Below are 12,822 nucleotides of genomic sequence, written 5' to 3'. Positions count from 1 at the left end.
CGGCGGCGGGGGCGGGGGTGGAGGCGGGTGTAGGGGCGGGGGGGGGAGGGGAGGGGGGGGGGGGGGGAGGGGGGGGGGGGGCGCGCCCCCCCCCCCCCCCCCCCCCCTCCGTCATGCGTTCAGGTCAGGACCCTTACGGGGTGACCTTGTCGATCTGGACGCTGCCGGTGCCGGCGGCGGTGCCGCGGGCGTTGAGCAGCTGGACCTGGCCGAAGAACTGGCGGCCCTCGGGGGCCGCGCCCGTCACCAGGACCTTCGCCGAGACCGGCGCGGAGGCGCCCGTGGCGAGGTTGACCGTGGCGGCCTCGTCGACCTGGACGGAGCCCAGGGCGGCCGAGAAGTACACGTCGCGGTAGTCGTACGTGGTGGTGCCGGCCGGGACCGCGTAGCCGATCACCTTGATGGTGTAGGTACCGGCGGCGGGCTTGACCAGGCTGACGGACTCGTCGGAGTCGCCGTCGGCGGAGGAGCCGACCTTGACGCCGTCCTTGTAGACCTCGAGGTCGAGGTCGGCGGCGGTGTCCGAGGGCTTGTTGACCGCGACGTCCAGGCGGGCGGCGCCCTCACCGACGACGACCTCGGTGGTCTTGGTCTCGCCGGCGGCGATGGTCGGCTTGTCGACCTTCGCGGAGCCGAGCGGGCCGCCCTGGAGCTTGCCGCCGGAGATGGCCGCCGCGTCGTTCTTCACGGTCCACTGGACCGGCGCCGGGGTGCCCTGCTTGACCTCGGGCAGGACCTTGACGGCCGGGTCGAAGCCCGCGCCGAGGACGGAGACGTCCAGCTTGAACGGGTTGTCGAGCAGCGGCGACGTACGGCGCGACTCGACCTCGATCTCCCAGACGCCCGGCTGCGGGTCGGTGTACGACCGCAGGTCGGGGCGGCACTGGTTGGCCGGGTTGTCGTAGTTCGGGTAGCACTGGGTGGTCGCGCTGTCCTCGACGCCCGTGCCGTACGGGTGGATCGAGATGAAGCGCGTCTGGCTGCCCGCCGCGAGCCCGCCGAGGGCGACCTCAAGGGTCTTGGCGCCCTGCGGGACGGTCACGAAGTACGACTTGTGGCTGTTGCGCTGCACGGAGGACTTGTCCGACAGCGTGAAGGACGGCTGCGCCAGCGGGGCGGAGGCGACGACCGTGGCCAGGATCTGCTTGTCGACGCCCTCGGTGGTGGGGTCGTCGAGCTGCAGGATGCCGCTGTGGACGCCGGCCGACTTGACGTTGGCCTCGACCTTGATGGTGACCGGCTTGTTCAGCGGCAGGGTGACGTAGTCGTAGCCGCCACCGCCGACGACCTTGAAGGTGCCGTCGTTGGTGCGCCAGCCGATGTTGTGCCGGGTGCCGTACTTGACGCCGGTGGTGCGGGTGACGACGACGTCGTAGACCTTCTTCTGGCCGACCTTCAGGCCGCCCTCGCGGTCGTAGAGGCCGGTGCCGAAGCCCGGGGTCTTCAGGAACTGGTCGAGCGCGGTGTCGACGGGGGCCTTGACCGTGAACTCGTTGGCCTTGGCGCCGCGCTGGATGGACTCCCACGCCTTGGGGATGTCGATCAGACCGGCGCCCTGTGCGTGCGCCGGAACGTCGTCGATCTTCTTGGCGGTGCTGGTCAGCGCCACGCGCAGGTTGGCCGGGGGCAGGGCGATCTTCGCCTGCTTGGCGGCCGAGATCAGCAGGGCGCTGGCGCCCGCGGCCTGCGGCGAGGACATCGACGTGCCCTGGAGCATGCCGTAGCCGGCCGGGAGGTTGTAGCCGGCCTCCTTCACGGGCGCACCGGGCAGCCAGGTCTGGATGGTGTTGATGGCCGCGCCGGGGGCGGTGATGGTCGGCGTGAACCCGCCGTCCTCACGCGGACCGCGCGAGGAGAAGGGGAACATGTTGTACTTCTTGGACACGCCGGAGCCGTAGTTGGCGGCCCAGGTCTCCTTGGAGACCGCGGCACCCACGGAGATGACCTTGTCGGCGAGGCCGGGGTCGCCGATGGTGTTGACGCCCGGACCCTCGTTGCCCGCCGAGATGACGAGCTGGACACCGTAGGTGTCGATGAGGTTCTTGTAGAGCTCCGAGCGGGCGTTGTTGCCGTCGTTCAGCGCCGGCAGGCCGCCGATCGACATGTTGACGATGTCGACGCCGCGGTTGACGACCAGGTCGATCATGCCCTCGGTCAGCGCGACGTTGGTGCAGCCGCCGGACCAGGAGCAGGCGCGGGAGGAGACGAGCTTGGCGCCCGGCGCCTGGCCGTTCATCTGGCCGCCGAACAGGCCGTTGGCGGCGGTGATGCCGGCGACGTGCGAACCGTGCTCGGACTCGATGATGCCGATGTTGACGAAGTCGGCCTTCTTGCCGACCCAGTCGCCGCCGAGCGGGTCCATCGGGACGTCCTTGCGGATCTCGATGGTGAACGGGATCCGCTCCGCCACCTCGGTCGCGGGGTTGTCCGTACCGAACCAGCCGATCTGGAAGCCGTCCTTGTACGGCTTCATCGGCTCGTTGTTGGTGAAGTCGCCGTCCTGGTCGGTGTCGACGCGGACGGTGCCGGCGGCCGGGTCGTAGAGCATGCCGAACCGGTCGGTGGTGTCCCCGTCCCGGTTGACGTCGCCCTTCATGTCGCCGTTGGCGGTGATCGACTCGCTGAAGCGGCTCCACTGGAAGCTGCCCTCGGGGGCCTTCCAGCTCTGGCCGCCGGCGGTGAAGGCGCCGCCCGCGGCGGTGACCGGGGTGATCTGGGCGCGCCAGGTCCCGTCGTTGTCCGTGATCGGGTCGGTCGCGGTCACCCAGTCGACGATCTTGCGCTCGCCGGTGGTGGTCTTCTGCAGCGCGGGGTGGCTGACGTCGACGCCCGAGTCCATGATGCCGATGGTCACGCCACGGCCGTCGGCCTGCGGGTTCTTCTTGACGAAGTCCACCGAGCCGGTCTCGAACGAGGGGTTGTACGGGTTCTTGGCCGGGGTGTTCCTGTCCGGCGCCGGGTAGGCCTCGGCGGCGGTCTTCCTGGCCGAACCGTCCTTGCTCGCCTCGGGACGCGGGTCCGGCAGCCGGATCTCGTGCCGCAGGTCCATGCCGTGCACGGACTCCAGCTTGGCGGCCGCCTTCAGCGCGGCCTCCGCCTTGTCGGTCGGCAGGGTGGCGCGTACGTAGCCGAGCTTGTCGTACGTCTGGCCGACCGAGGCGCCCTGGACGGCGTCGAGCTGGTCGGCGACCTGCTTGGTCTGGCCGGGGGCGGTCGCGACCATGACGGTGACGGTCGCGTCACCCTTGGCCTTGGCCTCCTGGAGCAGTTCGGCGTCCGCCGAACCGAGCTTCTGGTCCGCGGACTTGACCGGAGAGGTCACCCACGGGTCGTCACCGGAGCCCGCCGCGAAGGCGGGTACGGCGCCGGTGGCGCAGAGGGCGGCCACCAGGCCCGCGGCCGCCGCGACGCGGGCCGCGCGCCTGGCGCCGGGTATGGCCCCGGTGGTGGAGCTGGGGGAGTCGAGGGTCATCAGCATCCCTGGCTAAGTGAAAGATACGGTCCGGATTTCGGTGCCGGATGACCGGTCAGCTTTGCGCAAGTGACAGCTGTTTGGGGAGGGTTGTCATTGACCGAGACCTGACATGGCGGGTTCCCGTCAGTGCGGAGTGTCCGCCAGTGGGGACATGCCGGGGCAAGCCGGGGCGACTTGCGGTGCCCGGTGAGGCGATTTATCGACTTTCCGGCCGTCTTGCGGGGAAGGATCGGCCTTCCGTCTCAAGACCGGTGTGACAGATTCCGGCCGTTCAGCGCTCGCGCGTGCGCGCGTAGTGCCGCGAGGCCTTGGCGCGGTTGCCGCAGATGGCCATGGAGCACCAGCGCCGGGTGCCGTTGCGCGAGGTGTCGTGGAAGTGCAGCACGCAGGTCTCCGAGGCGCACTTGCGGATCCGGTCGGGTGCGGTGGCCAGCAGGCCGAGGTAGTCGCGGGCCGCCGTCCAGGCCGGACCCCAGGAGGGGTCGGCGAACTCGGCGCGCTCGCCGGGGCCTTCGGCGGTGAGGGTGGCGCGGATCCGGCCGTGCTCCAGTACGGAGTCCACCAGGGAGCGCGCACTCGCGTCGGCCGGGTCCGCGACCGCGCGGGCGATCGCCTCGCGCGCGGTCAGCAGGTGGACCAGGGTCGACTTGTCGGCGCGGAAGCGGCCGGCCAGGCCCGTGCTCTCCAGCCAGAGGGCCAGTCCCTCCAGCCGGCCCAGCCCGAAGGCCCCCGCGAAGAGGTCGGCGATCTCGCCGTCCAGCATCCAGCGCGTGTTCAGCAGGTCGAGGGAGACCGGCTCTCCGGTCAGCGGGCGTGGGTCCGTGGTCGGTGCCGCCGCTGTCATGTCCGCCTCCTCGTACCGCTAACCCCTCAAGGGTACGTGACCGGTTGACGGCCTTGCGTCTAACCTTTAATCTCGATGTAGAAGGTTAGAACTCCTCGGGGAAGGGACCCGTCATGGCGACCGTCATCAGCAAGCTCCGCACCGGGCACGTGGGCCTCAACGTCACCGACCTGGACCGCTCGCTCGCCTTCTACCGCGAGGTCCTCGGCTTCGAGCCGCTGGGCGAGGGCAAGGAAGAGGGCCGCCGCTTCGCCTTCCTCGGCCAGGGCGGCGAGCTGGTACTGACCCTCTGGCAGCAGGCCGGGGAGCGGTACGCGCCGCACACCGCCGGACTGCACCACCTCGCGTTCTCCACCGAGGCGATCGAGGAGGTCCGGGCGTACGAGGACCGGCTGCGCGGCCTGGGCGTGGAATTCGCCTACGAGGGCGTCGTCGCCCACCGCGAGGGCGCGGCCTCCGGCGGGATCTTCTTCCACGACCCCGACGGCACCCGTCTGGAGATCTCCGCGCCGGCCGGCGCCGAGGAGGCTCCCGCTCCCGTCGCATCCGCTCCGACCTGCGGCTTCTTCTAGGAACTCAAGGATTGGGGTCGTCATGGGCCGGTACCACCAGGGCTCGCTGGCCGTACAGGAACGGGTCGGCGTGCGCGAGCTCGCCGAGCACGTCGGCCGCTCCATCGGCGCGGACATCCGCGACGTCGCGGCGGCCTTCCTCGCCCAGCAGCCCCACCTCGTCGTCGGCGCCGCCGACGGCGCCGGGCGGCTGTGGGCCTCGCTGCTCACCGGCGCGCCCGGTTTCGTACGGGCCACCGGGCCGGGCCGCATCCGGGTCTCGGGGGGCCTCCCGGAGGGCGACCCGCTGGCCGGGGCGCTGGCCACCGCCGGCACCCGGGTCGGCACCATCTCCCTCGACCCGCGCACCCGGCGCCGGATGCGGCTCAACGGGACCCTCGACGTGACGCCCGGCGGTTTCGCGGTGGAGGCCGAGCAGGTGTTCTCCAACTGCCCCAAGTACCTGCAGAAGCGGCAGCCGCTCGAGCTGGTGGCCGAAGGGGCCGGTGTGGTGCGGCGCGGGGACGCGCTCACCCCCGGCCAGGAGCGGGCCGTCCGCGCCGCCGACACCTTCTTCGTCGCCACCACCGCCGAGGCGGACGGGGCCGACGCCAGCCACCGGGGCGGGATGCCGGGCTTCGTGGAGGTGCTCTCGCCGGCGGAGCTGCGCTGGCCGGACTACGCGGGCAACGCGATGTTCCTGACCTTGGGCAACCTCGCCGCCGACGAGCGGGCCGGGCTGCTCTTCCCCGACTGGGAGGGTGGCGGGCTGCTCCAGCTGAGCGGGCGGGCCCGGACCGAGTACGGCCCCGGCGGGAGCCGCGCCGTGCGCTTCCGGGTGGAGGCGGTGGTGGAGAGCCTGCATCCGGGGCGGCTGCGCTGGAGCGCCCCGGAGTACTCCCCGGCCAACCCGCCTCACCGGGGCAGTACGACCAGGTAGGCGGCGGGCTCGCGGTCGCCGGACGCCGTCAGGGCGGTCCGGACGACCGCCGCCTGCTGCTCGGGCCAGTCGCGCAGCTTGCGGGGCGTCAGGTACAGGACGGTCACCCCGAGGCGCTCCAGGGTTTCCCGCTTGCGGACCGCCTCCGACCAGTCCTCGTCCTCGCCCTGGCGGGGTGCGCGGGTGTCGATCTCGATGGCGACGGCCTGCTCGGGCCAGTACGCGTCGACCCCGCCGAGGTGCGGGCCGCCGGGCAGCCGCAGGTCCACGTTCCAGACGGGCTCGGGGAGCTCGAAGCCCCGTACGAGCTGGTACAGCCGGTCCTCCGCGATGGCCCGCCCCTCCGCGAGGAGGGACTCGACGGCGTCGACGACGTGCGGCCGGTTCAGCAGCCGGGCCACCGTCAGCTCCCGTACGACGGCGGCCGGTTCGCAGTGCCCGCCGCGCACGGCCTCGCTGAGGACGCGGCGCACCGTGCCGGCGTCGGAGAGCTGCGCGACGGCGTCGGCGACGGCCCGCGCCACCGGGGCCACCGGCAGCCCGGTCACCTCCACGGGGCGGGGCGGGGTGTGGGCGCGGACGATGCGGACGTCGCCGGTGGAGCGCAGCCGGCGGGTGTTCGGCACCAGCACGTCGACGTGGGAGAGGGCGAGCAGGGCGGGGGTGGCGGAGAACCGGTAGAGCGCGAGGGCGGCCAGCCCGGTGATCATGACCTCGCCGCTGCCGCGCCGGCCCGCGTACAGCAGGGCGGCGTGCAGCCGCTCCTCGCTGGTCGCGGGGCCGGAGTGGAGCAGGAACACCCCGGGCAGCACCTGCTGCCAGGGCCGCCCGGCGGCCTCGGAGGCGCTGACGCCGTGCTCGCGCAGCTGCGCGAGGGTCAGCACGCGGGGGCGGCTGGCGGTGAGGTGGGCGAGGGGGAGGGGTGCGTTCTGGTTCATGACGCGGTGATTCCCTCAGGCCATGGCCTTGCTAACCCCTGTTACACGTCTGTCGACAAATCCGGACAAGCTGGGGCTAAAGTACGGGCGTTCGAGTGCCGAAAGGGCCCGCTGGCTCCGATCACCCTATGAACTCACAGGTACCGCCGACCGCGCCGCCGGGCGAGGATTCAACCGGCTGACCGAGTCGGCCGGGAACCGCCGCACCACGGGGGCGGCAGGGTGCGGGTCCGCCAGGCCCGCACCCTGCCGGACGGTGGATCAGCCCGCGGCCGCGTCGCAGGCCTGGCCGCGCAGAGCCCGGGCCAGGTCATCGCGGGACTCCAGCACCAGCCGGCGCAGCGCGGGGGCCGCGTCCGGGCGGGCGGCGAGCCACGCGTCGGTGGCCTCGACCGTGGCCGACGAGTCCTGGAGCATCGGGTAGAGCCCCTTCACCACGTCGATGCCGATCTGGATCGAGCGCTGCGCCCAGACCCGCTCGATCACCTCGAAGTAGCGCCCCGCGTACCCGGCCAGCAGCTCCCGCTGCGAGCCCTGCTGCATCCCGGAGATGGTGGCCTCCACCAGCGCGTTCGACAGCGCGTCCGACTCCACCACCGCCGCCCACGCCTGGTCCTTGACCGCCGCCGACGGCCGGGCGGCCAGGCACCGCACCTGGTGCCGCTTGCCCGAAGCCGTGTCGTCCCGGGTCAGTTCGGCCTCCACCGCCGCCTCGTCCGCCGCCCCGTGCGCCACCAGCGGCAGCAGGAAGTCCCAGCGCAGTTCCTGGTCGACCTCCAGCCCGTCGATCCGGGCCGTGCCGTCCAGCAGGCCCAGCAGCAGCTGGAAGTCGCCCTCCGTCGTCGCGCTCGCCGCGAAGAACCGGGCCCAGGTCAGCTGGTGCTCCGACCCCGGCTCGGCCAGCCGCAGCTCGTGCAGCGCGCCCGCCGCCAGGTCCCGCCCGGTCTGCTCGCGCCGTGCCGCCGGCGTGTAGTGGGTCACCGCGCTCAGCGCCTGCGCGTGCAGCTGCTGGAGCACGCCGACGTCGGTCTCCCGGCCCGCGTGCGCCAGCACCAGCGAGACGAAGTCCCGCGCGGGCATGAGCGCGTCCCGCGTCAGGTTCCACAGCGCCGACCAGCACAGCGCCCGCGCCAGCGGGTCCGTCAGGTCGCCCAGGTGCCCGCGCAGCGTGGCCAGCGAGGCCTCGTCGAAGCGGATCTTGCAGTACGTGAGGTCCTCGTCGTTGACCAGGACCAGGTCCGGCCGCTCCAGCCCGGCCGGCTCCGCGACCACCGTCCGCGCGCCCGCCACGTCCGCCTCGGCCCGCGCGTAGCGCGCCAGCGACCCGTCCGCCTCCAGCCGGTACAGGCCCACCGCGACCCGGTGGGGGCGCAGCTCGTCGCCCTCCTGGACCACCGCCAGCTCCGTCAGCCGCCCGGCCGCGTCGGAGGTCACCACCGGCGTCAGCGCGTTCACGCCCGCCGTCTGGAGCCAGGCACGCGACCACTCGGCCATGTCCCGTCCGGAGACCTCCCCGAGCACCGACAGCAGGTCGTCCAGGGTGGTGTTCCCGTACGCGTGGGCCTTGAAGTAGCGCCGCGCGCCGTCCAGGAACGCCTCCCGGCCCACGTACGCGACCAGCTGCTTGAGCACCGCGGCGCCCTTGGCGTACGTGATGCCGTCGAAGTTCAGCTTCGCGTCCTCCAGGTCACGGATGTCGGCCGTGACCGGGTGCGTGGACGGCAGCTGGTCGGCCCGGTACGCCCACGCCTTGCGGCTGTTGGCGAAGGTGACCCAGGCCTGGTCGAAACGGGTGGCCTCGACGAGTCCGAAGGAGCCCATGAAGTCCGCGAAGGACTCCTTCAGCCACAGGTCGTCCCACCACTTCATGGTGACCAGGTCGCCGAACCACATGTGTGCCATCTCGTGCAGGACGACGTTCGCGCGCCGCTCGTAGGAGGCCTGCGTGACCTTCCCGCGGAAGATGTACTCCTCGCGGAAGGTCACCATCCCCGGGTTCTCCATCGCGCCGAGGTTGTACTCGGGCACGAAGGCCTGGTCGTACTTCCCGAAGGGGTACGGGTAGTCGAAGATCTCGTGGAAGAGGTCGAAGCCCTGCTTGGTGACGAGGAACACGTCGTCGGCGTCGAAGTGCTTCGCCAGCCCCTTGCGGCACATCGCGCCCAGCGGGATGGTCAGGTCCCCGCGCGTGTAGGTGTCCGTGACGTAGTGGTACGGACCGGCCACCACACAGGTGATGTACGTGGAGATGGGCGCGGTCTCGGCGAAGCGCCGGGTCTGCCCCTCGCGGGACTCCTCCGCGCCGTTGCTCCACACCTGCCACCCCTCGGGCGCCGTCACCTCGAAGCGGTACGGCGCCTTCAGGTCGGGCTGCTCGAAGTTGGCGTACACGCGGCGGGCGTCCGCCGGCTCGTACTGGGTGTAGAGGTAGACCTCGCCGTCCTCCGGGTCCACGAAGCGGTGCATGCCCTCGCCGGTCCGGCTGTAGGCGCAGTTCGCGTCGACGACCAGGACGTTCTCGGAGTCGAGCCCCTCCAGCGCGATCCGCGCCCCGTCGAAGACGGAGGCCGGGTCCAGCGCGCGCCCGTTCAGGGTGACGGAGTTCACGGAGGGGGCGATCAGGTCCGCGAAGGAGGACGCGCCCGGGACGGCGGCCCGGAAGCGCACGGTGGTCACCGAGCGGAAGGTACGCGGGCCCTCGGCCGGCTCGGCCTCGTCCACCGCGGACCTCAGGTCGAGGACCACCTCGTACCCGTCGACGGACAGCAGCTCGGCCCGCTCGCGGGCCTCGTCGCGGGACAGGTTCTCTCCGGGCACGTTGCACTCCTTCGTGCGTGATCACGGTCTTCGCTGGAATCCTCCCACGGGGAATGCGGGCGATCCCGGCCTGGTTGGCGGATAGGAACATGCCCCGTGACGCCTTATGTGACTTGAGGAGAGCCATGACCGACACCCAGGTGCGCGAGAAGACGCCGGTCGACTTCTGGTTCGACCCGCTCTGCCCCTGGGCCTGGATGACCTCCCGCTGGATGCTCGAGGTCGAGAAGGTCCGCGACGTGGAAGTCCGCTGGCACGTGATGAGCCTCGCCGTGCTCAACGAGGACAAGCTCGACGAGCTGCCCGAGCGCTACCGCGAACTGCTCGGCCCCAAGGGCTGGGCCCCGGTGCGCGTGGTGGTCGCCGCACAGCAGAAGTTCGGCGAAGAGGTCACCGGCAAGCTGTACACCGCGCTCGGCACCAAGATCCACAACGAGGACCGCGGCGCGACCCGCGAGGTCATCGCCGACGCCCTGGAGGAGGTCGGCCTGCCGGCCGAGCTGCTCGCCTACGCCGACTCCGACGAGTACGACCAGGTCCTGCGCGACTCCCACAACGACGGCATCGAGCGCGTCGGCCAGGAGGTCGGCACCCCGGTGATCTCCGTGCCCGGCGCCGACGGCGAAGAGGTGGCCTTCTTCGGCCCGGTGGTCACGCCCGCCCCGCGCGGCGAGGCCGCCGCCCGCCTGTGGGACGGCACCCTGCTGGTCGCCTCGACCCCCGGCTTCTACGAGATCAAGCGCACCCGCACCAAGGGCCCGTCCTTCGAGTAGTCCGGCCCCGTACGCACAGAAGACCCCCGTGAGTCACGTCCTCACGGGGGTCTTCCGCTGAACACGCCCGCACGCGAAGGCTGAGAAGACGATCACGAGGCGGGCGGGTCTGGAGGTGCGGATCAGCCCTTGACGGGGATCAGCAGCGGGGTGTTCGCCTTGGCGTCGGCGTAGCGCTTGGCCACGTCCTGCCAGTTGACGACGTTCCACATGGCCTCGATGAAGTCCACCTTCTGGTTCTTGTACTGCAGGTAGAAGGCGTGCTCCCAGGCGTCGAAGACCAGGATCGGCGTGCTGGCGACGCCCACGTTGCCCTGGTGGTCGTAGACCTGCTCGACCACGAGCCGGCCGCTGACGGGCTCGTACGCGAGGACGCCCCAGCCGGAGCCCTGCGTCGCGGAGGACGCGAAGGTCAGCTGCTTCTTGAACTTGGCGAAGGAGCCGAAGGACTCGGTGATCGCGTCCGCCAGGTCGCCCACGCCGTCGGCCGCGGTCGGCTCGCCGCCGCCCTCGCCGGTCTTCGGGCTGGCCATGTTGTTCCAGTAGATGCTGTGCAGGATGTGGCCGGAGAGGTGGAACGCGAGGTTCTTCTCCAGGCCGTTGAGGGCGCCCCAGTTCTCCTTGTCGCGCGCCTCCTCCAGCTGCTCCAGCGTGGTGTTGGCGCCCGTGACGTAGGCAGCGTGGTGCTTGTCGTGGTGCAGCTCGATGATCTGCGGGTTGATCACCGGCTCCAGGGCCGCGTAGTCGTAAGGAAGCTCAGGAAGCGTGTAGATGGCCATGCGTATTGTCCGGTCCCCTCGGCGTGTCAATCGCTAATTGCAACTAATGCGCAACTGCACGCTAGCAGTATCTATTCCGGGCCACACGTAAGGGTTACCTCTGTACGAAGAGAGGCGGACCCCGCGTCGCACACGGGGTCCGCCTCTTGGAGGAAGGGCTGTCGGGCCGTCAGCCGCGCGCCGCCCGGCGCTGCATCACGTATCCGGTCGCCGCCAGGGCCGCGGTCAGCCCGCCGGTGAAGACCACCTGCGTCCGGGTGTCCTCGCCCAGGGCCATCAGCACCAGCACGCCGGCGACGCCCGCCAGCGCCACCCAGGTCAGGTACGGGAAGCCCCACATCCTCACGACCAGCTTCTCGGGGGCCTCGCGCTCCAGGCGCCGGCGCAGCACGAACTGCGAGACGGCGATGAAGCCCCAGACGATGAGGATGACCCCGCCGACCATGTTCAGCAGCCAGGCGAACAGGGTGTCCGGGTACCAGTAGGACAGCAGGACGGTGACGAACCCGAAGCCGGCGGAGGCCAGCACCGCCCGGCGCGGCACCCCGCCGGAGACCTTGCCCAGCGCCCTGGGGCCCTGGCCCCGGGCGACGAGGGAGTAGGCCATGCGCGAGGAGCCGTAGATGTTGGCGTTCATCGCGGACAGCAGGGCGATCAGGATCACCACGTTCATGATCTGCCCGGCGGCCGGGATGCCCAGGTGGTCCAGGGCCGCCGCGTACGGGCCGCGCTCGGTGACGGCCGGGTCGTTCCAGGGCAGCAGGGTGACGATCACCAGCATCGAGCCGACGTAGACGATCGCGATCCGCCACATGGTGGTCTTCACGGCCTTGGCCACGCCCTTGACCGGGTCCTCGGACTCGGCGGCCGCGATGGTCACCGTCTCCAGGCCGCCGTACGCGACGACCGAGGCGAGCAGGCCGACGAGCAGGCCGTCGACCCCGTTCGGCAGGAAGCCGCCGTCGTGGAGCAGGTTGCCGGCGCCGGGGGAGGAGGTGCCGGGCAGCAGGCCGAGGACGGCGAGCACGCCCAGGCCCAGGAAGAGCGCGATGGCGCCGATCTTGAGGGCGGCGAACCAGAACTCGAACTCGCCGAAGCGCGCGACGGCGCCCAGGTTGGCGACGGTGAAGACCACCATGAGCACCAGCACCCACATCCACGACGGGGTGCCGGGGAACCAGCCCGCCAGGATGTGCGCCGCGCCGATCGCCTCGATGGCCACGCCCACGACCAGCAGGGTCCAGAACATCCAGCCCGCGGTGAAGCCGGCCCAGGGCCCGACGGCCCGCTCGGCGTGCACCGAGAAGGAGCCGGAGGCCGGGTTGGCGGCGGACATCTCGCCGAGCATCCGCATCACGAACATCACGAGCAGCCCGGACACGGCGTACGCCAGCACGATCGAGGGGCCGGCCGCCGCGATGCCGGCGCCGGAGCCGACGAAGAGGCCGGCGCCGATGACCCCGCCGAGGGCGATCATCGAGAGGTGGCGCTGCTTGAGGCCGTTGCCGAGGGGGGAAGCGGCCTTGCCGGCCGCGGGGCTGCCGGTGCCCTGCTGCTCGGGAGGTGCGGTGGTGGTGCTCTGACTCATGGGGCCAGTCTGCCGAGCGTCCGTTTATCGGACGTTCCGCGTCCATTATCCGGACACCGCTCTCACCGGACGTGACCGCCCGCCCCGGAAAGCGGAACAGGCCCGGGACGGAAAGTC

9 protein-coding genes are annotated in these 12,822 nt (G+C 71.5%); 3 read left to right on the top strand and 6 right to left on the bottom strand.

The features are described from left to right. Positions 1–133 precede the first annotated feature (133 nt). Both ACZ7IF_RS18795 and ACZ7IF_RS18790 read right to left on the bottom strand, forming a co-directional pair. Positions 134–3,472 carry a S8 family serine peptidase gene (locus ACZ7IF_RS18795; protein ID WP_470972431.1) on the bottom strand — a complete coding sequence of 1,113 codons (3,339 nt, stop codon included), beginning with the start codon at positions 3,470–3,472 and terminating at the stop codon, positions 134–136. A gap of 274 nt (positions 3,473–3,746) precedes the next feature. Next, positions 3,747–4,319 (bottom strand): CGNR zinc finger domain-containing protein, encoded by a 573-nt coding sequence (locus ACZ7IF_RS18790; protein ID WP_470972429.1) that lies wholly within the window; start codon positions 4,317–4,319, stop codon positions 3,747–3,749. 113 nt (positions 4,320–4,432) lie between these two features. On the opposite strand from ACZ7IF_RS18790, the gene ACZ7IF_RS18785 reads away from it, so the two are divergent. Both ACZ7IF_RS18785 and ACZ7IF_RS18780 read left to right on the top strand, forming a co-directional pair. After that, the gene (locus tag ACZ7IF_RS18785; RefSeq protein WP_470972427.1) at positions 4,433–4,891 is read left to right on the top strand and encodes a VOC family protein; all 459 of its coding nucleotides are present in this window, start codon (positions 4,433–4,435) and stop codon (positions 4,889–4,891) included. A gap of 22 nt (positions 4,892–4,913) precedes the next feature. Continuing rightward, positions 4,914–5,810 (top strand): pyridoxamine 5'-phosphate oxidase family protein, encoded by an 897-nt coding sequence (locus tag ACZ7IF_RS18780; protein WP_470972425.1) that lies wholly within the window; start codon positions 4,914–4,916, stop codon positions 5,808–5,810. Here ACZ7IF_RS18780 and ACZ7IF_RS18775 read toward each other — a convergent pair. Together ACZ7IF_RS18775 and pepN are read right to left on the bottom strand one after the other, a co-directional pair. Continuing rightward, a complete protein-coding gene (locus ACZ7IF_RS18775) occupies positions 5,786–6,748 on the bottom strand; it encodes a hypothetical protein (RefSeq protein WP_470972423.1) in 963 nt (320 codons plus the stop codon). The two genes, ACZ7IF_RS18780 and ACZ7IF_RS18775, sit on opposite strands and share 25 nt — an antisense overlap. 261 nt (positions 6,749–7,009) lie before the next feature. Next, positions 7,010–9,565, bottom strand: coding sequence for an aminopeptidase N (pepN, locus tag ACZ7IF_RS18770; RefSeq protein ID WP_470972421.1), 2,556 nt, complete (start codon positions 9,563–9,565; stop codon positions 7,010–7,012). Between the two features lie 125 nt (positions 9,566–9,690). On the opposite strand from pepN, the gene ACZ7IF_RS18765 reads away from it, so the two are divergent. Then, positions 9,691–10,338, top strand: a complete 648-nt coding sequence (locus ACZ7IF_RS18765; RefSeq protein ID WP_468474924.1) for a mycothiol-dependent nitroreductase Rv2466c family protein — start codon at positions 9,691–9,693, stop codon at positions 10,336–10,338. 122 nt (positions 10,339–10,460) lie between these two features. Here ACZ7IF_RS18765 and ACZ7IF_RS18760 read toward each other — a convergent pair whose 3' ends face one another. Both ACZ7IF_RS18760 and ACZ7IF_RS18755 read right to left on the bottom strand, forming a co-directional pair. Next, a complete protein-coding gene (locus ACZ7IF_RS18760; RefSeq protein WP_007264076.1) occupies positions 10,461–11,117 on the bottom strand; it encodes a superoxide dismutase in 657 nt (218 codons plus the stop codon). A 169-nt stretch (positions 11,118–11,286) separates the two neighbouring features. Continuing rightward, positions 11,287–12,705, bottom strand: coding sequence for an amino acid permease (locus ACZ7IF_RS18755; protein ID WP_470972419.1), 1,419 nt, complete (start codon positions 12,703–12,705; stop codon positions 11,287–11,289). Positions 12,706–12,822: the final 117 nt, after the last annotated feature.

The organism is Streptomyces sp. NPDC037421 (assembly GCF_055602105.1).
This window is presented reverse-complemented; position numbering and strand designations above follow the sequence as displayed.